The sequence below is a fragment of the Pseudozobellia thermophila genome, from assembly GCF_900141855.1.
Classification (GTDB): domain Bacteria; phylum Bacteroidota; class Bacteroidia; order Flavobacteriales; family Flavobacteriaceae; genus Pseudozobellia; species Pseudozobellia thermophila.
Genome location: NZ_FQYU01000003.1, coordinates 126,468 through 148,528 on the forward strand (window position 1 = coordinate 126,468; position 22,061 = coordinate 148,528).

15 protein-coding genes, 1 tRNA gene and 2 pseudogenes are annotated in these 22,061 nt (G+C 44.7%); 10 read left to right on the forward strand and 8 right to left on the reverse strand.

The features are described from left to right. The first annotated feature begins 32 nt into the window (after positions 1-32). The 4 genes from BUB37_RS10440 to BUB37_RS10455 all read left to right on the forward strand — a co-directional run bounded on the left by BUB37_RS10440 (position 33) and on the right by BUB37_RS10455 (position 7,937). A complete protein-coding gene (locus tag BUB37_RS10440; protein WP_094766681.1) occupies positions 33-3,575 on the forward strand; it encodes a sulfatase-like hydrolase/transferase in 3,543 nt (1,180 codons plus the stop codon). 12 nt (positions 3,576-3,587) lie between these two features. After that, complete coding sequence (locus tag BUB37_RS21785; protein ID WP_212635284.1) at positions 3,588-5,141, forward strand: hypothetical protein; 1,554 nt, start codon at positions 3,588-3,590, stop codon at positions 5,139-5,141. Between the two features lie 76 nt (positions 5,142-5,217). Beyond that, positions 5,218-6,600 (forward strand): 3-keto-disaccharide hydrolase, encoded by a 1,383-nt coding sequence (locus tag BUB37_RS10450; RefSeq protein WP_072993980.1) that lies wholly within the window; start codon positions 5,218-5,220, stop codon positions 6,598-6,600. Beyond that, entirely contained in the window at positions 6,600-7,937 is a 1,338-nt protein-coding gene (locus BUB37_RS10455) for a Gfo/Idh/MocA family protein (protein WP_072993152.1), read from the forward strand. The genes BUB37_RS10450 and BUB37_RS10455 overlap by 1 nt, the downstream gene beginning before the upstream one ends. 102 nt (positions 7,938-8,039) lie before the next feature. Here BUB37_RS10455 and BUB37_RS10460 read toward each other — a convergent pair whose 3' ends face one another. The 3 genes and pseudogenes from BUB37_RS10460 to BUB37_RS22005 all read right to left on the reverse strand — a co-directional run bounded on the left by BUB37_RS10460 (position 8,040) and on the right by BUB37_RS22005 (position 12,641). Beyond that, positions 8,040-9,563, reverse strand: a complete 1,524-nt coding sequence (locus BUB37_RS10460; protein WP_072993156.1) for a sulfatase — start codon at positions 9,561-9,563, stop codon at positions 8,040-8,042. Between the two features lie 23 nt (positions 9,564-9,586). Then, on the reverse strand, positions 9,587-11,503 hold the full coding sequence (locus tag BUB37_RS10465; protein ID WP_072993159.1) for an ulvan lysase-like protein: 1,917 nt from the start codon (positions 11,501-11,503) through the stop codon (positions 9,587-9,589). A 26-nt stretch (positions 11,504-11,529) separates the two neighbouring features. Then, positions 11,530-12,641: pseudogene (locus BUB37_RS22005) on the reverse strand (glycoside hydrolase family 88/105 protein). A gap of 527 nt (positions 12,642-13,168) precedes the next feature. Between BUB37_RS22005 and BUB37_RS22010 the strand changes: the two are divergent. Then, positions 13,169-13,426 (forward strand): annotated as a pseudogene (locus BUB37_RS22010) (CoA transferase); the annotation flags it as partial. A 90-nt stretch (positions 13,427-13,516) separates the two neighbouring features. Next, positions 13,517-13,984 (forward strand): mannonate dehydratase, encoded by a 468-nt coding sequence (locus BUB37_RS10485; protein WP_244526811.1) that lies wholly within the window; start codon positions 13,517-13,519, stop codon positions 13,982-13,984. A 323-nt stretch (positions 13,985-14,307) separates the two neighbouring features. Here the strand turns inward: BUB37_RS10485 and BUB37_RS10490 are convergent. The 3 genes from BUB37_RS10490 to BUB37_RS10500 form a co-directional block, all read right to left on the reverse strand. Continuing rightward, positions 14,308-14,381, reverse strand: a tRNA-Arg gene (locus tag BUB37_RS10490). After that, entirely contained in the window at positions 14,359-14,616 is a 258-nt protein-coding gene (locus BUB37_RS10495; protein ID WP_072993167.1) for a GIY-YIG nuclease family protein, read from the reverse strand. Before BUB37_RS10495 ends, BUB37_RS10490 begins: the two co-directional genes overlap by 23 nt. A 5-nt stretch (positions 14,617-14,621) precedes the next feature. Beyond that, positions 14,622-14,882 (reverse strand): GIY-YIG nuclease family protein, encoded by a 261-nt coding sequence (locus BUB37_RS10500; RefSeq protein WP_072993170.1) that lies wholly within the window; start codon positions 14,880-14,882, stop codon positions 14,622-14,624. A 135-nt stretch (positions 14,883-15,017) separates the two neighbouring features. Here BUB37_RS10500 and BUB37_RS10505 point away from each other — a divergent pair, with 135 nt between their 5' ends. Further along, a complete protein-coding gene (locus tag BUB37_RS10505; protein WP_072993987.1) occupies positions 15,018-15,530 on the forward strand; it encodes an adenine phosphoribosyltransferase in 513 nt (170 codons plus the stop codon). A gap of 22 nt (positions 15,531-15,552) precedes the next feature. Here BUB37_RS10505 and BUB37_RS10510 read toward each other — a convergent pair whose 3' ends face one another. Beyond that, a complete protein-coding gene (locus BUB37_RS10510; protein ID WP_072993990.1) occupies positions 15,553-15,708 on the reverse strand; it encodes an SsrA-binding protein in 156 nt (51 codons plus the stop codon). A 577-nt stretch (positions 15,709-16,285) separates the two neighbouring features. Between BUB37_RS10510 and BUB37_RS10515 the strand changes: the two genes are divergently transcribed. After that, positions 16,286-17,224 (forward strand): calcium/sodium antiporter, encoded by a 939-nt coding sequence (locus tag BUB37_RS10515; protein ID WP_072993173.1) that lies wholly within the window; start codon positions 16,286-16,288, stop codon positions 17,222-17,224. Positions 17,225-17,327: 103 nt separating this feature from the next. Here the strand turns inward: BUB37_RS10515 and BUB37_RS10520 are convergent, their stop codons facing one another. Then, positions 17,328-18,344: a glutamine synthetase beta-grasp domain-containing protein gene (locus BUB37_RS10520; RefSeq protein WP_072993176.1), complete on the reverse strand. Its 1,017-nt coding sequence runs from the start codon at positions 18,342-18,344 to the stop codon at positions 17,328-17,330. Positions 18,345-18,558: 214 nt separating this feature from the next. Here BUB37_RS10520 and BUB37_RS10525 point away from each other — a divergent pair, with 214 nt between their 5' ends. Together BUB37_RS10525 and BUB37_RS10530 are read left to right on the forward strand one after the other, a co-directional pair. Further along, positions 18,559-20,745 carry a glutamine synthetase III family protein gene (locus BUB37_RS10525; RefSeq protein WP_072993180.1) on the forward strand — a complete coding sequence of 729 codons (2,187 nt, stop codon included), beginning with the start codon at positions 18,559-18,561 and terminating at the stop codon, positions 20,743-20,745. A 109-nt stretch (positions 20,746-20,854) separates the two neighbouring features. Next, positions 20,855-22,036, forward strand: coding sequence for an AIR synthase related protein (locus BUB37_RS10530; RefSeq protein ID WP_072993183.1), 1,182 nt, complete (start codon positions 20,855-20,857; stop codon positions 22,034-22,036). Positions 22,037-22,061 lie beyond the last annotated feature (25 nt).

The window sequence follows — 22,061 nt, forward strand, 5'->3', positions numbered from 1 at the left end:
GGCCTCCAAATCAGACAAAAACCGAAAATGAAATGAAAATAAACTCTAAAGTCAATCTTGCATTCTTCCTGGGTTGCCTCACCTCGCTTAACCTCTTGGCTCAAAATGCAAAGCCTGACCAATCGAAAAAGCCCAATATTATTTTTATTCTAACCGACGACCAACGATTTGATGCTATTGGTTATGCCGGCAACAAATATGTGGAAACACCACAAATGGATATGCTTGCCCAAGAGGGGAGTTATTTTCATTCTGCCATTGTTACCACGCCTATATGTGCGGCGAGTAGGGCGAGTATTTTGACAGGCTTACACGAGCGAGCGCACAACTTTAATTTTCAAACCGGAAACGTACGCGAAGCGTATATGTCTGAGTCGTACCCCAAACTTTTAAAAGATAATGGGTATTACACTGGTTTTTTTGGTAAATATGGCGTTCGCTATGATAATCTGGACAAACAGTTCGACGAGTATGATAGTTATGATCGTAACAACCGATACAACGACAGAAGGGGCTACTATTACAAGACAATCGGCAAAGATACGGTTCATTTAACGCGATACACCGGGCAACAAGCATTGGATTTTATTGAGAAAAATGCTGGGAACGACAAGCCATTTTGCCTGTCATTGAGCTTTAGCGCTCCTCATGCCCACGATGGGGCACCCGATCAGTACTTCTGGCAAAATACTACGGATAGCCTGCTACGGAACACTACAATACCCAATCCGAAGTTGGGAGCGGACAAATATTTCGAAGCACAACCGAAGGCGGTCAGGGATGGATTCAATCGACTGCGTTGGACTTGGCGCTATGACACTCCAGAAAAATACCAACACAGTTTAAAAGGTTACTACAGAATGATTTCCGGAATCGATTTGGAAATCAAAAAAATCAGGGAAAAATTAAAGGAAAAGGGTATAGATGACAATACCGTGATTATTTTGATGGGCGATAACGGTTATTTCTTGGGCGAACGCCAATTGGCGGGTAAGTGGTTGATGTACGATAACTCCATACGCGTACCGCTCATCGTTTTCGACCCCCGAGTAAATAAACACCAAGATATTAAAGACATGGTATTAAATATTGATGTGCCACCGACCATTGCCGATTTGGCGGGTGTTGAGGCTCCTGAATCTTGGCAGGGCAAGAGTTTAATGCCGATTGTGAGGCAAGAAACCGATACCATGGCTAGGGATACCATTCTTATAGAGCATTTATGGGATTTCGAAAATATTCCACCTAGTGAAGGTGTGCGCACCGAAGAGTGGAAGTACTTCCGTTATGTAAACGATAAAACGATGGAAGAACTTTACAATCTTAAGAAAGACCCTCAAGAAATCAATAACTTGATCGGTAAAAAGAAGTATCAGAAGGTAGCCGATAAATTACGTGCGAAATTAGAAGAACTCATCGCAAAAAATAGCAACGCGTTTAGGATGGGTCCGACCGATTTAACGGTCGAGCTGATCAGGGAACCCGAAACAGGAGTTGAAATTTTTGATCTAAAACCAGAATTCGGTTGGACGGTTCCCTTAGGGGCCCAATATCAAACCGCCTATCAAATATTGGTCGCCTCAAACGAAACCAGTATCGATGCCAATAATGGTAATGTCTGGGATAGCGGGCGTGTTGCATCGACAGAGTCTACGAATGTGGAATACGCCGGTGAACCTCTTGACATTGGCAAAACCTACTATTGGAAGGTGCGCATTTGGGATGAGGATAATCGTTTGGTAGATTACTCCCGGACCCAAAAATTCACGACTGGCGAAAGTGATAGCTATATCATTTCAACAGAAAATAAATATCAGGTAGAAAAGGTACATCCCGTTCAATTTGAAAAACGGGGCGATATTTATTTTATCGATTTTGGCAAGGCCGCCTTTGCTACGGTAGACTTTGACTACATGGCCGAAGACCCCCATACACTGACCGTGCGGATAGGAGAAATGCTGGATGAAAATGGCCATGTGAACAGAACGCCACCAAAACATAGTAATATTCGCTTTCAAGAAATAAAGGTTGATGTAAAACCGGGTAAATCGAGATACCGGATTGAAATTGATCCGGTGCCTGATAAGCGCTTTAAAGGACCAAGCAAGGCAATTCCTTTACCTGAGGGCTTTCCGGTCTTATTACCTTTTAGGTATATGGAGGTCGAAGGGGCAAGATTGCCCTTAAAAGCCGAAGATTTTCAGCAGTTAAGACATACCGGTTATTGGGATGATGAGGCAAGTGATTTTGATAGCGACAACGATATCTTGAACCAGGTATGGGAGTTGTGTAAATATTCGATTAAGGCAACGACCTTTACCGGTTTATATGTTGACGGCGATAGGGAACGTATTCCGTACGAGGCCGACGCCTATTTAAATCAGTTGAGCCACTATACGACCGATAGGGAATACGCCATAGCTAGACGCACCATAGAATATTTTATGGAACATCCAACATGGCCGACCGAATGGCAGCAACACGTGGCCCTTTTGATATATGCCGACTATATGTATACCGGCAATACCGAACTTATAGAACGGTATTATGAAGACTTAAGGCACAAGACGCTCTATGAACTGTCCAATGAAGAGGGGTTGATAACATCGACGAAGGTAACCGAGGAGTTTATGTACAAACTGGGCTTTAAACCCGGTTACCGCAAAGCCTTGACCGATATAGTAGATTGGCCTAACGCCAATTTTATGAAAAGCGGAAATAAAGGGGAACGTGATGGATTTGTTTTTAAGCCCTACAACACGGTGATAAATTCATTTTTCTATGAAAACATGAAAATTATGGCGGAATTTGCCCGTATCTTGGGGAAGACCGGAGATGCCCTGGATTTTCAGTATCGCGCCGCAAAGGTCAAAAAGGCGGTTAACGAAAGAATGTTCGACAAGAAAAGAGGTGTTTATGTAGATGGAATTGGTGCCGACCATGCATCGTTGCATGCCAATATGATGCCTCTGGCTTTTGGTCTGGTACCTGAGGAACACCTTGAATCCGTGGTGGAATTTGTAAAATCGCGAGGTATGGCCTGTAGCGTATATGGGGCACAATTTTTAATGAACGGGCTTTACAATGCGGGTGAAGCGGACTATGCCTTGGAATTATTGGCCAGTAAAGCGAAAAGGAGTTGGTACAATATGATACGGTCAGGCTCTACCATTACAATGGAAGCTTGGGATTATGAGTATAAAGTCAATTTAGACTGGAACCATGCATGGGGAGCGGTGCCGGCCAATGTAATTCCTAGGGGATTGTGGGGTATTAAGCCTAAAACCCCAGGGTTTGGTATAGCGAGCATCAGGCCCCAAATGGGCCAATTAAAATCCAGCGAAATTAAGGTGCCTACCGTGCGTGGGGCAATAAAGGGAAAATATGTTTTTAATAGCCCGCGCCTGCAGACTTACAAAATCGAAATTCCGGGGAATATGGTCGCCGAATTTAGTTTAAATGATGTGCAAGGTAAAGATTTGATTCACAACGGAAAGAAGGTTCATACGGCATTTGGGAGTATTAGGCTGACACCAGGCAAACACACCCTTCAATTGAAGGTGAACTCATTCTAAATATAGGGCGCAATGGCAATAAGGAGGTATCGATTTATAAGAACCGACAAGTACTTATTGGTAGGGATAATTATAATTCTTTGCCATATTTCGGTTATTGCCCAAATATCAAAAATCGACAAAGCCAATAGTCCCGGTAAGGAAGTTTTTCAGGAAATTGACGGGTATGTGGCCGTGGAAGCGGAAGACTTCTACAAACAGAGTCATACCGGGATACGTCAATGGTACCGGACAACAGAGGGCTATGCACCTCATATCGAAAAAGATAAAGACGAAAACCACAGCCTGACCGCCAGCGGAAGAACCTATATAGAGCTGTTGCCCGATACGCGCATTACCCATGACGACCCACTGATAAAGGGCGAAAATTTTTCCAATGAACCGGGAAAAATGGCCATTGTACATTATAAGGTGAACATAAACAACCCTGGTCGCTATTATGTTTGGGTCAGGGCGTTCAGCACTGGTACCGAAGATAACGGTCTGCATGTAGGCCTAAACGGAACATGGCCGGAGCATGGTCGACGGATGCAATGGTGCGATGGAAAAAAACAATGGACTTGGGCCAGTCGGCAACGAACAAAGGAAGAACATTGTGGTGTACCTAAGGAAATCTATTTGGACATACCCCGAAGTGGTCTCCATGAAATTCAGTTTAGCATGCGGGAGGATGGCTTTGAGTTTGACCGGTTTATTTTAACGAAGGATATTGATTTTATCCCACAAGACACCGTGGTTGCCGCTATTTTGGAGTTGCCCGGTGACAGCGCGTCTTTCAAGCCAAAAATAGCTCCTCCGCTAGGGCGCATGGCCATCGTAGCCGACGGAAATTCACCAGACCCGGACGATTTGGGAGGTACGGCCGTTTCTATTGCCTTATTGCGAGCTGCTGGAGTAGCGGATAGGCTAGTACATTATTCCCATAGTTGTGATTTGGTGAGAGACGAAAGAATTTCCGGGCTAGCCGAAAAGGAAAGGCACGCACTTATGCAGAGCGCTTGTGATGTTACGGCCCGAAGATGGGGTGGCTTTGGGAACCTTACCTTTTATGACGCCAAATGGCAGCGAGATGAAACCATCCAAGATTTGAGCAGGGCCATCAATGAATCCGATGAAGGGAATCCGCTTTGGATTATTGAAGCGGGGGAACCTGATATCATAGGTTTTGCCCTTGAGGCCAGTTCAAAAGCCAAACATCGGTTTGTAAAGATTATTACCCATCACCCGGCAAACGATGATGCCGGCGATTTTTTTACTTGGCAACAGATTTTGGATTTTGGAGTGAAAGAAGTGCGGATTCCGGATCAGAACGCAAAGTTAAAAGTAGATTTGGCACAGTGGGATTGGGCCAAAGACCATCCCGACCCAAGAATACAGTGGGTATGGCTTCAAGGAAAAATAGCTGAACTTGACGATGTGGTAAGGTTTCAAAAGGGGAAATGGGACTGTTCCGATGCAGGGATGGTACTTTACTGGATTACCGGAGCTACCAAAGACGGCCTTAAGCAGGGTACCGTAGATACTATTAGGGAAATCTTAACGGACTTTGTTGATGCCAACCCTTAAAACAGTATGCGCCTTGTTCGTTTAGGTTGGTATTGGAATAGCGATGATTAAGCAAATACAGATAATTATCCATATTATGAAGAACACCTTTTTAGGCTTACTGTGCCTGACCTTCGTTTTTCTTTCCTGTGCGGAAAAAAAAGAAGATTTTAAACCCTTGTTCAACGGTATAAACCTTGAGGGGTGGGAAATAAAAAATGGCACCGCCCCATTTACGGTAGAAGATGGGGCAATCATAGGAACGTACACTTCGGGTACCCCAAATACTTTTCTGTGTACTAAGGAGACCTACGATGATTTTATTCTCACTTTTGAATCGTATTTGGGAGAAGAGACCAATTCAGGAGTTATGTTCAGGGCCCAAAGTACTCCCGAATATAGAGCAGGCAGGGTCCACGGTTACCAAATGGAGATGGATCCCTCGCCTAGAAAGTGGACCGGAGGAATTTTTGACGAAGCACGTAGGGGGTGGATCTATAACCTAGAGCGAAACCCTGAGGCAAAAGATGCCTTTAAATTAAATGAATGGAATTCTTTTCGAATTGAATCCATCGGTAACAGTCTAAAGGTCTGGGTCAACGGCATACAATCAGCGGATGTTATCGACGATATGGATGCTTCCGGTTTTATAGGTTTACAAGTACATTCGTGCCCGGAAAGACTGAACGGCCGCCAGGTAAAGTTCAAGAACATTCAAATCTGCACTACCAACTTGGAGAAGCATAGAAAGGTTTCGGACCAAAAAATCGTTCAATACAGTTACCTGAAAAATACACTTACGGAAAGGGAACAAGCGGAAGGTTGGAAATTACTTTGGGATGGTAAAACCACCAACGGTTGGCGTGGGGCCAAGCTTACCGATTTCCCCACAGAAGGCTGGTCTATAGAAAATGGAGAACTGGTGGTTGCAGATGCCGGAGGGGCCGAATCTGAAAATGGCGGAGATATAGTTACAATAGAAAAATACGGCGATTTTGAATTGGAGGTTGATTTTAAAATTACCAAGGGCGCCAACAGCGGAATCAAATATTTTGTCGATACCGATTTGAACAAGGGTAAGGGTTCTTCCATTGGGTGTGAATACCAAATTCTAGACGACAAATTTCATCCAGATGCCAAAAAGGGTGAAAATGGCAACCGCACCTTGGCTTCGCTTTACGATTTGATTCCCGCCAATGCCCATAATTTTAATCCTTATGAGTCTACCCCAAAAAGAGTTAATAAATACGAATGGAACCGTGCCCGTATTGTGGTCAACGGAGATGATGTTGAGCACTACCTTAACGGTATTTTGGTGGTTAAGTACAAGAGGGGAAATCAACAATGGAGAGACCTAGTGGCATCTAGTAAATATAAAGACTGGCCAAATTTCGGAGAGGTTAAAGAAGGCAATATCCTACTACAGGATCATGGAGATAAAGTATATTTTAAGAATATAAAAATCAAAGAATTACAATAATGAAACAATCTAGGAGAGCTTTTATTCAAAAAACGGCCTTAGGTACTACGGGAGCTATGTTGGGAACAACGGGCCTGTCTGCCAAAAGTTATAGAAAAATATTGGGGGCCAATGATAGGATACAGGTAGCCATTGCCGGCCTAGGGCGGCGTGTGAATGCCATATATAGCCCAGTGGAGTTGAAGGACAACAACGTAGAACTGGTATATCTCTGCGATGTGATGAAAAGTCAACGCGAGAAGGCCGCCAAAGAAATGACCACACGCCTCGGATACACCCCTAAACTGGAAAACGACATTCGAAAGGTTATTGATGACAAGAAGGTAGATGCCCTGTTCAACTTAACGCCCGATCACTGGCATGCCCCCGGGTCTATAATGGCTCTCAAAGAAGGCAAGCATGTGTATGTTGAAAAACCTTGTAGCCACAACATGGCCGAAAACGAGCTGTTGGTCGCCGCACAAAAGAAATACGGTAAAGTTGTACAAATGGGCAATCAACAGCGCTCTGCAGAACATACAATTGAAATCGTAAAAGAAATTCATAATGGTGTCATTGGTACGCCCTATAAGGCCGTCGCCTTTTTCAACAATAAAAGGGGAGAAGTTCCACTTCAAAAAGACGCACCCGTTCCTGAAGGTTTGGATTGGGACCTGTTCCAAGGTCCTGCGGTGCGACGAAATTATACCTCTGAAACATGGAACTATAACTGGCATTGGTACGGTTGGAACTATGGCACGGCAGAGCTTGGCAATAACGGTACCCATGAACTTGATGTTGCACGATGGGCCTTGCAGGTAGATTTTCCCAATCACGTGGAAGCCGATGGTATAAAATCAGCTTTCGTAAATGACGGATGGGAAATGTATGACACCATGGAAGCTACTTTTAAGTTCGACAATAATACCACCATTAAATGGGACGGAAAGAGTAGAAACGGTTACAGTACCTATGGTGGCGGCCGTGGTACGGTCATCTACGGAAGTGAAGGCAGCGTTTTTGTTAACCGTGACCTTTATAAGCTGTATGACCGCGATGGTGATTTGGTAAGGGAGGTAAAATCCAAATCCAAAGAAGGAGGCATAGAACTCGGCGGTGGCGGAGGAATGACCACTATACATGTTGGTAATTTTTTCAATGCCATTAGGGGCAAGGAAGAGTTACAGGCGCCCATAGACGATGCTTCCAAAAGTATGGCTTTGGTTCATTTTGGCAATGTAGCCTACCGAATCGGTAATGGTTTTGATATAGATGTAAAAACCGGGAGAATGTTGGATAGAAAAGCCTTGGCCTTATGGGGAAGGGAATATGCCAAAGGTTGGGAGCCCAAGCTTTAGGTATTTAGTTTTTAACAAGATGAACGGGGCGGTGTGCCATGGGAAAGCTGCCCTGTTTTTTTATGCCTATTGTTTCCATGAACAATTTTAGGGGGAGAGGAGTTATTGTGGGGCCCCTATTACCTTAACATTGTTTTCAGCACCATTGACCCGTGCTTTTTGTTGAACAAAATAGGGCTGAAAAGTATAGGACGAATTGGTATCCCAATGGGCATTCTTGGCCGGGAGATGTTGTTTTAACCTTGTTATCTCATCCTTGTAGTTAGGGTCGTTTGCAAGGTTGATAAATTCGTTGGGGTCGGATTTATGGTCGTAGAATTCTTCCGTACCGTCTTCATATCGGGTGTATCTGTACCGTTCCGATTTAACCGAATGATTGTTCATTCCGTAGGTTGTAAGAGCAATTTGTGGAGCATCGGTATGCTTGTTGAGCATTAAGCTGACAAGGCTTCTTCCCTCGTTTCTCGTATAGGCCGGCAATCCGCATAATTCCAACAGGGTAGGGTATATCGATAAAAGTTCTACCGGTTTATTAATGATTTTTCCCTTAGGTATATTGGGGCCGGTAAAGATAAGGGGAGCGTTGGTGGCCGAGTTCCAAAGTGCGTGCTTGGCAAAGGTGCTCTTTTCTCCAAGGCGATAGCCATGATCGGACCAAAGGACGACGACGGTATTATCTGCATGTTCACTCTCGTCAAGGGCTTTTAAAAGTCTTCCTACTTCATGGTCTACAAAACTAACACATGCCAAGTAGGCTTGAATGATTTTTGGCCACTCTCCACTTTCAATGGCCCAGTCTGTGCTGGGCATCATCGGCAAATCGTTAATTTGTAGGGCAACGGGTGGAACATCCTCTAAATCGTCCGCTAGATAAGGCATGGTTTTTATACTATCTATTGGATGCAGATCAAACCATTTTTGAGGCACGTAAAGGGGCACGTGAGGCCTTAAAAAGCCTATTCCCAAAAAAAAGGGTTTGTCATAGGTCTTTCTTAAACGTTTGTTGGCCCAATCGACCGATTGATGGTCGGGCATCAGGGAATCCACTTCAGGGAAAGCGCCCCAATCCGTACTGGTTCGGCCGTAATTTTTGCGATCGGAAGTGCCAAAACCATCCCAGACAAAACGGTTTTCAGGTAGGGGGCCGAAACCTTTGGACCTACCTCCCGATTCGTGAAAAACACCTTCAGGAGCGTGATTGTGGAAAAGTTTACCAACGCCCATGGTGCGATAACCGTACTTTTTAAAGTATTCCGGTAATAGTATGATGTCTTTGGTGGCAGGATTTTTTTCCGACCTTATGCTATCATCGGGAATCATTCCATAAATACCCGTTGTTGATGGCCGTAGGCCCGTCATCAGTGAAGCCCTGGAAGGACCGCACAAGGGCGTTTGACAATGCGCATCGGGGAATATCACCCCTCTTGCCGCCAAACGGTCAATGTTCGGTGTTTTGGCAGCTGGGTAGTTGTCGAGTATGCTCAGCATATTGTTCAGGTCGTCTACAGCAATAAACAATACGTTAGGGTGTTCTGTAGTGCCGATCTCTACTTGTTTTTTTTCCTCTTTACAAGAGGGTAGCAATAAGGGAAAAAGAACGAAAAGTAAAGAAATTCTGTTATTCATGCGCTGGCTTTAAGGAGACCGTGTTATTCAATTGTAATTACCAGTTCAACTTCATTGGTTTTGTTAAGATAGGCTAGTATGGGTATGGCTTCCGCACCGGGTACCATGTTAAAAATTCTTTCCTTTGGGGTTTCTTTTATGGTTAGCGGCACACTAGATGTAATTTTGACTAGACCATCCGGTTTACGCACACTGATCTCATTTTCCCGTATATGGTAGACCTGCTCTCCTGTAGGGGAAATGATCGGTAAAATAAATGCGGTTTTGGATTTTATTTTTTCACCGGTTTTTGCAGTTATTTTTAAGGAGCCGTCCGTGCAATGGTAAGCAATGGAAAAAGATGAAGCCGTGTCTTTGGCTACTTCGTTGTCCTCGTTTTTTAATTGGCATTGGGCCTTTACCAAGATTTGACCATTGGTATCTTCGGAGGAAATGGTTGCTGCGCGATCAAAAATATTGGAGTATTGTTTTTCGTTGAGCCAGGTTTCTATCCTTGGTGTAAAGGGGAAATCCTCCCCTGGGTTGGGCTGCTGGTTCAGAGACTCCACCAGTTTGTATTGGGCCATACTTGCCGCCAGCAATAGGCCCACTTTGGTATGGTATAGCAAAGATAAAGCGCCTCCCGTGGCTTGGCGATATTCTCCATCTTTATAAATGGCGTCATAGGCGGTTACCGTTCCCCTCCAGTTTCCCCTGGCCATTAACAGCGTATCAATTTCTTTATAGTGTTTGACGCCATCGGCTGTGTACCTGGGCAATGGGGCAGACGTATTTATTTCAGGTAACTTGTTCCAATTGTCCAAAAGATGGGCCAAGGGTTTTGTATGGGCAAAGGTGTGGTGAATACAAGGCTTGATACCGTGAGAGGTATAATGGATTCCGCCATGAAGCAATCCGTTATCAGTACAGCGCTTCAATAACTCGGTATATTTTACGGCTGCTGTACCAAGGGCCGGATTACGGTTGGCCAGCAATGCCAAAGTGGGTTGACTACCGTCACAGGTGCGGCTTCCCCAATAGGTCCATTTGAACATTCGGGTACCCCAGCTGTTATCCCAACCGCCGTCAGGAAGCATAAATTCTAAATGGGTACGTAAAGAACGATCTAAGAGCTCCAAAAGATCTGTATCTTTTTCGTGAACCGCATACAAGGTAATGTTATTCAATGATTCTTCGACATTATATCCCAAATCGATACCCGGTAGGCCTTTGGCACTTTTTTTATGGGCACTTGGTTTAATTTCTCCGTATAAAAAATGGTTGGGTTCGGTGAAATACGATTTGATTGCCGTGGCCAATTCTTTACTGCGTGATAGGTACTCTGGCTTCTTGAGCATTTTGCCTATTAGATTAAGGGCGTATATAGTCGTGGCCCCGTAGTTGACATTGGTCACATCCATAGTGGGGAATTTCTTGTAGACGAAATCGGCGGCTTTAGTCAACCTTTCCGTCCATCGTTTACGCCGCTGCTCTTCTAACAAATCTCCGTGGTAATGCAATGCTTCTGCCAATGAGATGGCGCCAAAAACCGTAATACCGTTCCAAGATTTTGGATTAAGGTCGTTGGACCAGCCCCCATCGGGCAAGGTCACGTTATCTGCCCATTCCATCACTGCAATCCCTGATTTGAGGTACTTTTCCTCGCCCGTATATTTGGCCATGGCCAGGAGAGGATAAACGGCATCCATCATTCGGCCGTGCACTTTATTGCACGCAGGACACTTGAACATTCCATGGGTTTTAGGGTTGCTTTCATCAAATATCTGGGTTCGAATAAGACCATCGCACCAGTCTTTTAAAAGCCCGTAAACCAAATTTTTAAAATCTTTTGAATGTTCAATAGTGCTTTGCTCGGAACATGAATGCAACCAAGGCACCATTGGAAGTAAAAGACCGGCACTGGTAAGGCCTGAAAGTTGTAAAAATTCTTTTCTTTTCATGAATGATCAATTTGAGGTCTAAAAGGTTAATTGCCCTTCACCATTTTGTAGATTTCAAAACCCGCACTTAAGAATGCTCCCAAACCATATACTTCGGTTTTATCCGCACTTGCGTTACCGGGGGCCGCACCAATAGGCTGGACATAACCCAACATTCCATTTTCATGAACATAGCCCGTTATGGTATTCCATCCTTTTACTACCGCCTTTTTATATTTGCTTCCTTTTAAAATTCTGTTGTTGATACCCCACGCCAGTCCGTAAACATATAAGGAAGACCCACTGGTTTCCGGAGTGGGATAAAATTCCTGTCCCAATAAACTCATCGACTAGTGCCCTTTTGGGGTTTGGACTCCAATAAGTTTTTCGGACATCTTCGGGTAAACCTACAAAAAGTAGTCGTACGCTTTACTGTAGGGTTTTGAATTCGATAGAATATCGTCAAGACCTGCGTAAACCCAGCCATTACCTAGGCCCCAGAATATTTTGGTGCCGTTGTCCAATTTATCCTTAAAAAGTTCATCGCGATAATATAGATTTTCGCTTTATCGAATAAAAACTCCGCGGTCGCCTTATATTCTTCAAACATAAAGTCTAAACATTTTTGATCACCGGTAATTTGATAAAGATCGGCCCACACCGGGGGAGACATAAAAAGGGCATTACACCAGTTACTTCTGTCTTGATGATGAGGCGTGCCCCAGTTCAATTGGGTTTTGGCCGGTTGGAGCATAATATAATTGAATTGATCGATGGTCGGTTGCGGCATTTCTTCTTGCCCGTATTTTAGGTACAAGGCTGTGTACATACGGTCAACGGCATGATCGCCTGCATGATACTTCCGTTCGTGAAGCTGCCAATTGTTTTGAACACCGATTCCTTTCAACCAGTTGTAGAACGTCTCGTCTTCTGTAATTTCCGCCCATTTCGCCATGCCGGCATAGAGGGCCGCGTTGGTCCAATATAAAGGGTGATGCGGCTTTTTATTGCTATAACTATCATTGATATTGATATGGTCCATTTGCCAGTCCGCAACTTTCTTCATTACTTTCTTTACATCATCGCCATTTATTTCTTGCGTGTTGGAAATTGGAGAGGAGGCTAGTATAAGAAGGAGTATCAGTTGTATTTTTCCCATGATGATGGTAAATGTATCTCAGCTTACTTTGGTTTCCCTTTGTCGATAAGGTATAACAATGTTAAAGCGTTAATCTTTAAATCGTGTCCTGTTCTATCCTGTAAACGAAGCGAATTATTCGAATAAAACTTATACCGTAGTGTTTCGATTGAGAAGGTGTTTTGACCTAGTACTCCCTTAGCTTATAGCTATGGAATCACGATTTGATCAAAGCGTGTTGGTGCCGGGGGAGCCGTAAGATTGATTATAACTATGTATATGTTATTTGACTATTTATTGCACCCAAAATACTTCATAACAAGGTCCAATTGTATTTTGGAGGTAAATTGTTAATTCGATAAAAAAACAATAATTATTTATTTTATATAAAAATAATAGCCATGCCAATGGAAAGCAAATGACCGTTCCTCATTGTGGGAATATTTTTTAAAAGAGTAAGTAAATCGGTTTAATTATGGGGCAGATAAAAATAATCACGGACCTTTAAAAGGTCTTGTTGTCGCTGATTTTATTGGGCCCAAGGCCCGTGGGCTACCCAAATGTTAGGCGATATGGGTGCGGATATCATTAAAAATGAACATGAAAAGGGCGATTGAATGAGACATTATGCCTACGAAAACCTTTATCCGCATGGAAAAAGTATCTCCTTTCCCAGTCTCAATAGAAATAAGCGAAGTATAGCACTTAACTCAAAAGATCCAGAAGGTATTGAGGTTGCCAAAAGTATAATTGTAAAATCCTTACGCTCGGGGTGGAGCTGTTTCGGTGGGAATGGAAAAGGTTAATAACACCCCGATCCCGATGGTATCTTACCTGAAATCTCTCATGAAGAACTTTGGAAACGTCTTCAATTCTTTCTCGATGAGCTTATACCGATAGCAGAGGAAGCAGGGGTAAAATTGGCAGCCCATCCCGATGACCCGCCAATGCCCTATGTTAGAAATACACCAAGATTGGTTTATCAGCCAGACATGTATCAAAAGTTGATAGATTTGAAGCCAATTCCTTCGAACAATTTGGAATTTTGTTTGGGTTCCATTGCGGAAATGATCGAGGGAGACGTATATGAACCTACCGATACCTATAGTAAACAGGGAAAAATTAATTATATACATTTTAGGAATATCGTTGATAAGGTGCCCAATTATAAAGAGGTTTTTGTTGACGAAGGAGATATGGACATGTTTAATATCCTTGAGATTTTAAAGAAGAATAATTTTGATGGTGTTTTAATACCCGATCATACACCACAAATGATCTGCGATGCTCCTTGGTATGCAGGTATGGCCTATGCCATGGGTTATATGAAAACGGCTTTGTCTTTTTTAAAATCTTTAACGTAAAAGAGATAAGAAGAACAATTTTGTTATCAAAGATGTACTATTCTTTTCAAAAGGAGGCTAAGATGAGGGTTTTGACAAAAAGTTCGTTTAGGTGATATGGGGTATTTTGGGTATTTGGAAGGTCGGTAGATAGGTAAATCTTTCAGCCTGTTCAGTTTTTAACATTTTGCCTCTATATTCGCAGCCTTGGAATGGGGCACTTGGCTTCATGTCCTCGGTGCTGGGCGATGAAAATCGACAAAGAAAAACTTCACTCCCTAAAAAAACAAAAACAAGCTATGTTTTTAGCTTGCTTTTGTTTTTAACCTTTAGTTGGTTTCTTGTGACCTCGGCAGGATTCAAACCTGCAACCTTCTGAGCCGTAATCAGATGCGCTATTCAGTTGCGCCACGAGGCCTTATATTTTGTTTTCTCCAACGTCTTCCGGCAGCCGATTTCAAGTATTTCTCTCTTTTTCTGGCTTCCGGCCGCGTTTCAAAAACTTCACTATGTACAACCTTCCAAGGTACTCCTTTTTTGGTTGAAACGTTTTTTTTCTCGTTGTGTTCCTTAAGCCTTCTTTCCAGATTGCTGGTCAATCCGACATAGAAAGCATCTGCTATAGTGCTGTAAAGAACATAAACATAGAACATTGCCACTATGTTTTTTGCGCCCCGCCCGAACGTGCCGTCCGGTACGGGCGGGCACGAGGCCTTATATTTTGTTTTCTCCAACGTCTTCCGGCAGCCGATTTCAAGTATTTCTCTCTTTTTCTGGCTTCCGGCCGCGTTTCAAAAACTTCACTATGTACAACCTTCCAAGGTACTCCTTTTTTGGTTGAAACGTTTTTTCTCCCGTTGTGTTCCTTAAGCCTTCTTTCCAGATCGCTGGTCAATCCGACATAGGCTGTAAAGAACATAAACCTAGAACATTGCGACTATGTTTTTTGCGCCCCGCCCGATCGTGCCGTCCGGTACGGGCGGGCACCAGGCCTTGCAAATGGGGTGCAAATATATTTCTTTTTACATTTACTGCAAAACCGATGGCTAAAAATATGGATTTTAAATTGTATGTGAGGGATATCGAGGATTTTCCTTCCAAGGGTATTACCTTCAAGGACATTACGCCCCTGTTAAAGGATGCAGGGGCATTGCAGCAAACGACCAAGGCCCTTTTGGAGCTTGTAGGCGATGCCAAGGTCGATAAAGTGGTGGGTATGGAAAGTCGCGGGTTTTTCTTCGCTTCCCTGTTGGCAAGCCAGTTAAATGCCGGTTTCGTTCCGGTCAGAAAGCAGGGAAAGCTTCCGGGCGATACGATCGGGCAGACTTATGCCCTGGAGTACGGTTCGGATACGCTCGAAGTACACAAGGATGCCATACTCGAAGGTGAACGGGTGTTGGTTCACGACGATGTACTGGCCACGGGCGGTACGGCCAAGGCAACATGTGAATTGGTCGAGCGCTTGGGCGGGGTGGTCGTACAATGCAATTTTTTGATCGAGCTCGACTTTTTAAGGGGGAGGGAAAAAATTTCGAACTACCAGGTGAGGTCTTTGTTGAATTATTAGTTCTTTTAAAAAAAAAGGCCCTTTACCGGTCCAAAGCCCTAAGGGTCACAAAATAACGCCAAGCTATGATGGCCAGTTGCCATTTTGATGCCTTGGCAAGATCTAAGCGCCTTTTCGAGAACGAAGGCAATAGCCGCTTGTTTAAGGTGGCCAAAAATTTAAAGAATCCTTTTTTCATTTTTTCGCGTTTAAACAAATATAACTACTTCAAGGTAAGAAAGAAAAAGACCGCCTTGGGGCGGTCTTTTGTAAATAGGCCTATATAATCGATTTAAAATACTATTATGATCAGGGTTATCATAAATAGTAGAAGTATTTTGGCAATTGTGATCATTTAAAAAATTGTTTTTGGGTTAGCCTTCGTGTGAAGGATGAGTAAATAGTACTCTTCAATCGATTGTCTTTTCAAGATATATAAATGACCGGCTATTTACCTAATCTTTTCATATAAATTAATGAAATTGAATGCGCTATTGTAAGTTTAAAAACACTTTTTGTTTGTAATAGTAAATAATAGCCTATGTTATTATTTTGATATGTAACTATAAATATAAATTATTGTTTTAAAATGTAATATTTGTAGGCTGGTTTTTAGGTCTTTTTAAAGTTTGTAGGGGTATAACGTTTTAAAAAGTGTCCTTTTGTTGGGGTTGCGTTCTCTCTCGCCGGATGTAGGTGTTGGAAACTTGTGGCCGAATTGCAAGTGGAAGTTCTAAATCTTGATATATCTTTGCGTAACATCCATTAACCATTTCATGCAAAACCTTCTCTTTATTATCCTTGGCCTCGCACTTTTGATCGCTGGGGGTAATTGGCTTCTAAAGTCGGCCGTGGCCCTTTCCCTTCGTTTGCATATTCCCAAGATCGTGATAGGTATGACCGTGGTCTCCTTTGCGACTTCGGCACCGGAGCTTATCGTGAGCATTAAATCGGCCCTCGATGGTTTTCCCGATTTGGCCTTGGGCAACGTTGTAGGCTCGAATATCGCCAATTTAGGCTTGGTTTTGGGGGTTACCGTCATATTGGGCAGCATCGATGTAAACAAGAGCTTCTATACCACCGATTGGCCCGTGATGATGCTGGCTTCGTTTTTGTTTTTCGGCTTTGTTTATTTCGACGGGGTCATAGAATCGTACGAAGGTATAGTCATGGTGGTTTTCCTGTTTCTCTTCCTGGTCTATCTCCTGCGCTTCCAGAAACCGGCGGTGGTCGATGAAATGCCCGAAGACGATGTGCCCTTGCCCTTGTACAAGACCGTACTGTTTTTAGGGTTGGGGGGCACGGCCTTGTGGGGCGGTTCGGAGCTCTTGATCGATGGTGCGGTCGGCTTTGCGAAAAGCTATGGGGTGAGTGAAAGGGTGGTCGGTGTAACGGTTATATCGGTAGGTACGAGTATACCTGAACTGGCGGCCTCGATAATCGCGGTCATAAAAAAGGAAAAGGCCATATCGTTGGGCAACCTGATCGGGTCGAATATCTTTAATATCTTGGCCGTACTTGGCATTACTTCGATCATAACCCCGATTACCGTGGTGGATCAGGGCTTGGTGGAGAACGATATTTTTTGGATGCTGGGTATTTCCTTCCTCTTGCTGCCCTTGGTGTTTTTTCCAAAAGGCTTACGGCTTGGGTGGCGCGATGGATTGATCCTGGTTGCCGTTTATGCGGCCTTTATATATGTCACCATCGGTTGATGGTCTTAGGGAAAAACCTCTCTATTGGCCTTTAAACATAAAAAAAGCCCCGATCAACATCGGGGCTTTTTAATTGGGTCAACAATTAATTGTTACGATTTAATTACAATTCGGCAGACTTTACGGTCTTGATGATTCTACCTGCAATTTTATAGGGGTCGCCGTTTGAGGCAGGTCTTCTGTCTTCCAGCCAACCTTTCCAACCGCTTTCTACGGTAGCGATGGGAATACGTATCGACGCACCACGGTCGGAGATTCCGTAAGAGAAATCGTTGATCGAGGCCGTTTCATGAAGTCCGGTCAAACGCTGGTCGTTGAACTCACCGTAGACTTCGATGTGCTCTTTGACAACGGGTCTAAAGGCTTCACAGATTTTCTCGTAAACTTCTTTTGAGCCGGCATTTCTTAAGGTGGAGTTCGAGAAGTTGGCGTGCATACCCGAACCGTTCCAGTCCATATCTTTTCCTAGTGGTTTTGGATGGTATTCGATATAGTATCCGTATTGTTCGGTCAATCGGTCCAAAAGGTATCTGGCGACCCACAATTCGTCACCGGCCAATTTGGCTCCCTTGGCGAACAATTGGAATTCCCACTGGCCACAGGCCACTTCTTGGTTGATGCCTTCAAAGTTAAGTCCGGCGGCGATACAAAGGTCGGCGTGCTCTTCTACCAACTGGCGGCCATGGGTGTTCTTACCTCCGACCGAACAGTAGTAAAGGCCTTGTGGGGCCGGGTAGCCACCGACAGGGAAGCCCAAGGGTAGTTGGGTGTGGGTATCCATTATAAAGTACTCCTGCTCAAAACCAAACCAGAAATCATTGTCATCATCGTCAATGGTAGCTCTACCGTTGGAGGGGTGGGGTGTGCCGTCGGCATTCAATACCTCGGTCATGACCAAGTATCCGTCCTTTCTTGCCGGGTCGGGAAAAATTGCTACGGGTTTTAATATGCAATCCGAATCACCACCTTCAGCTTGTCGTGTTGAACTTCCATCAAAAGACCACATTGGGCAATCTTCCAATTTACCGCTAAAGTCGTTTACGACCTTAGTTTTGCTACGCATGTTCTGCGTTGGGAAATATCCGTCCAACCAGATGTATTCTAATTTTGTTTTGCTCATAATTTAAAGAAAGTTAAAAATTTAATTCTCAGACGAACAAAAATATGTTTTTTGATGATATATCCTATTTTTTAGGGGGGTAAATCTCAAAAAAATACATAAAATTCAGGATACCCCTTTTTTTGGAGGGGTATTTTAAAGTATGTGGAAATTATCTTCTTTTTATTATTAAATCCTTAATTGCTATTTTAGCGGCCAAATTAAACACCGTCACATGTCAATACAACGATTTGATGCCATCTCCGAAAGTCAGAAAAGAACCCCTGTCGTAGTAACCGAAACAGGAAGAAGGTCAGAGCTTTACGCCGCGAATGTCTTTAACGATGAGCGCATGCTCCAGTACCTTACCAAAGATGCCTTGGAGAGTGTTCGCAATGCCATTTTTTCAGGTACGAAGATCAATCGTAAAATCGCCGACCAGGTGGCCGAGGCGATGAAGGGCTGGGCCATTTCCATGGGGGCTACGCACTATACCCATTGGTTTCAACCATTGACGGGTGCCACCGCCGAAAAACACGATGCCTTTTTTGACTTGCTGTCCGATGGCAAGGCCCTTGAAAAATTCGGGGGCGCGCAATTGGTGCAGCAAGAACCGGATGCTTCGAGCTTCCCGAGCGGGGGTATCAGGAATACCTTCGAGGCTAGGGGATATACGGCCTGGGATCCGACAAGTCCAGCTTTTGTTTACGGTACCACCCTCTGTATCCCCACCATTTTCGTGTCCTATACGGGCGAGGCCCTTGATAACAAGACTCCCTTGTTGCGTTCCTTGAACGCCTTGGACGAAGCGGCAACGGGCGTGGCCAAATATTTTGATAAGAATGTGGTAAAGGTCAACGCGACCCTTGGTTGGGAGCAGGAGTACTTTTTGGTGGACAGGGCATTGGCCAACTCGCGTACCGATATAAGTCTTACCGGCCGAACCCTGATAGGCAATGCCGCGGCCAAGGGCCAGCAATTGGATGATCATTATTTTGGCGTGATCCCGGGCAGGGCCATCGCTTTTATGAAAGAATTGGAAAAGGAATGCCTTCTAGTGGGAATTCCCGTAAAGACGCGACATAACGAAGTGGCGCCCAATCAGTTCGAAATAGCCCCGGTCTTTGAAGAGGCCAATTTGGCGGTCGACCACAACCTGCTCCTTATGGACGTAATGGACAAAGTGGCCACAAAACACAATTTTAAGGTGCTCTTCCACGAAAAGCCCTTTGCCGGGATCAACGGTTCGGGCAAGCATAACAACTGGTCGCTTACGACCGACACCGGGGTGAACCTCTTGAGTCCCGGTTCCACACCGATGAAGAACCTGCAGTTCCTGACCTTTTTTATCAATACGATCAAGGCCGTCGACAATTATGAGGAACTTTTGCGTTCTTCGATAGCCTCGGCCAGTAACGACCACAGATTGGGTTCGAACGAGGCTCCTCCCACCGTTTTTTCGATATTTATAGGAAGTCAGTTGAACAACGTGCTCGACGAGCTGGAAGGGGTTACCAAAGGCAGGCTTTCCCCCGAGGAAAAAACCGAGCTCAAACTGAACGTTGTCGGTAAGATTCCCGAAATCTTGCTCGACAATACGGATCGCAACCGAACATCCCCCTTCGCCTTTACCGGAAATAAGTTCGAAATGCGGGGCGTGGGGGCAAAGACCAATTGTGCAAAGCCGATGACGATATTGAACACCATCGTCGCCAAGCAGTTGCAGGATTTTAAAAAGGAGGTCGACACCCTTATCGATAAGAAAAACCTTAAAAAGGACGAGGCGGTATTCAATGTACTGCGCGAGTATATAAAGACCTCAAAGCGGATACGCTTCGATGGCGATGGCTATAGCGACGATTGGGAAAAGGAAGCCAAGCGCAGAAAGCTGAGCAACAACAAGAATACGCCCCAGGCCCTGCAGGTGCTCACCTCAAAAGAGAGTATGGAGCTCTTTAGAAGCATGGGCGTGCTGAGCGAAACCGAGGTCAAGGCCCGACAGGAGGTGGAATTGGAGTCGTATGTCATGCACCTTCAGATCGAGGCCAGGGTATTAAAGGAAATGGTGTACAACCAAGTGATCCCCGCTTCGGTAGACTACCAAAGTTCATTGATCAAAAACGTTCTCGGACTTAAGGAAATTTACGGGGCGGCACATAAGAGCCTGTCCGATGCTACCTCAAGCATCATAGAACAGATCGGCGAAAATATTACCGAGCTCAAAAAAAAGACCGATGCCATGGTTATTGCCGGTGCCAAGGCCGAGAAGATTTCGGATACCCATAAAAAGGCATTTGCCTTTTGCGACAACGTAAAGCCTTATTTTGATGGAATAAGGGAGCATTGCGACAAACTCGAGGAGTTGGTCGACGACCGTTTGTGGCCCTTGACCAAGTATCGCGAGATCTTGTTCATAAAATAATGGGCCTTTCTTGGGCTGAAAGCACCTAACCTGAACTTTTACAAAGTTTGTGGGCCAAGGATAGCATTATAAACGGAATACCTTATTTTTGCGCCAAACCGTCAAAGAAATGAGTTCGTCAACCAGCGAAAGATACAGTAAGCGAGGTGTCAGCGCTTCCAAAGAGGATGTCCACAACGCCATTAAAAACATCGACAAGGGGCTTTATCCCAAGGCCTTTTGTAAAATTGTTCCCGATTATTTGACCAACGATCCCGAGTATTGCTTGGTCATGCATGCCGATGGGGCGGGCACCAAGTCTTCCCTGGCCTATATGTACTGGAAGGAGACCGGCGATATTTCCGTTTGGAAGGGAATTGCCCAAGATGCCCTGGTCATGAACATCGACGATTTGATCTGCGTAGGGGCCACGGACGGGATTATGCTTTCCTCGACCATAGGAAGAAACAAAAATTTGATTCCCGGAGAGGTGATTTCGGCCATTATCAACGGTACCGAGGAACTGATCGCCGACTTGGCCGAACACGGTATAACCATACACTCCACCGGGGGTGAAACGGCCGATGTAGGCGATTTGGTACGTACCATAATCGTCGACTCAACGGTTACGGCCCGCATGAGGAAAAGCCAAGTGATCGACAACGCCAATATACGTCCGGGCGATGTTATCGTCGGGCTGGCCTCCTATGGGCAGGCGACCTATGAAAAGGAATACAACGGCGGGATGGGAAGTAACGGACTCACTTCGGCCAGGCACGATGTGTTCGCCAAATACCTGGCCAAAAAGTATCCTGAAAGTTACGATCCCTCCGTACCCGGGGATCTCGTATACTCGGGTGCCGTAAAGTTGACCGATACCGTCGAAGGGGTGCCCTTGGATGCCGGCAAACTGGTGCTGTCGCCTACGCGTACCTATGCGCCCATCGTTAAGAGGATGCTTGAAAAATACTCCTCCGAAGAAATTCATGGTATGGTGCATTGCAGCGGAGGGGCCCAGACCAAGATCTTACACTTTATAGATAAGGGACTCCATGTGATAAAGGATAATCTTTTCGATGTGCCTCCTTTGTTCCGTATGATCCAAGAACAGTCCCACACCGATTGGAAGGAAATGTACCAGGTCTTTAACTGCGGACATCGATTGGAGGTCTATACCGATCGGACGACCGCCGACGATTTGATCGCGATTGCCGCCGGATTTGGGGTAGAGGCTCAAATAATCGGGCGTGTCGAGGCCTGCGGTGAAAAGAAACTCACAATTGCAAGTGAGTACGGTACCTTTGAATATTAAGGCATACGATTACCATAAATACTGC

Coding starts and splice junctions, on each gene's coding strand:
- BUB37_RS10440 (WP_094766681.1), top strand. CDS start 33: ATGAAAATAAACTCTAAAGTCAATCTTGCATTCTTCCTGGGTTGCCTC.
- BUB37_RS21785 (WP_212635284.1), top strand. CDS start 3,588: ATGGCAATAAGGAGGTATCGATTTATAAGAACCGACAAGTACTTATTG.
- BUB37_RS10450 (WP_072993980.1), top strand. CDS start 5,218: ATGAAGAACACCTTTTTAGGCTTACTGTGCCTGACCTTCGTTTTTCTT.
- BUB37_RS10455 (WP_072993152.1), top strand. CDS start 6,600: ATGAAACAATCTAGGAGAGCTTTTATTCAAAAAACGGCCTTAGGTACT.
- BUB37_RS10460 (WP_072993156.1), bottom strand. CDS start 9,563: ATGAATAACAGAATTTCTTTACTTTTCGTTCTTTTTCCCTTATTGCTA.
- BUB37_RS10465 (WP_072993159.1), bottom strand. CDS start 11,503: ATGAAAAGAAAAGAATTTTTACAACTTTCAGGCCTTACCAGTGCCGGT.
- BUB37_RS10495 (WP_072993167.1), bottom strand. CDS start 14,616: ATGTTCTATGTTTATGTTCTTTACAGCACTATAGCAGATGCTTTCTAT.
- BUB37_RS10500 (WP_072993170.1), bottom strand. CDS start 14,882: ATGTTCTTTACAGCCTATGTCGGATTGACCAGCGATCTGGAAAGAAGG.
- BUB37_RS10505 (WP_072993987.1), top strand. CDS start 15,018: ATGGATTTTAAATTGTATGTGAGGGATATCGAGGATTTTCCTTCCAAG.
- BUB37_RS10510 (WP_072993990.1), bottom strand. CDS start 15,708: ATGAAAAAAGGATTCTTTAAATTTTTGGCCACCTTAAACAAGCGGCTA.
- BUB37_RS10515 (WP_072993173.1), top strand. CDS start 16,286: ATGCAAAACCTTCTCTTTATTATCCTTGGCCTCGCACTTTTGATCGCT.
- BUB37_RS10520 (WP_072993176.1), bottom strand. CDS start 18,344: ATGAGCAAAACAAAATTAGAATACATCTGGTTGGACGGATATTTCCCA.
- BUB37_RS10525 (WP_072993180.1), top strand. CDS start 18,559: ATGTCAATACAACGATTTGATGCCATCTCCGAAAGTCAGAAAAGAACC.
- BUB37_RS10530 (WP_072993183.1), top strand. CDS start 20,855: ATGAGTTCGTCAACCAGCGAAAGATACAGTAAGCGAGGTGTCAGCGCT.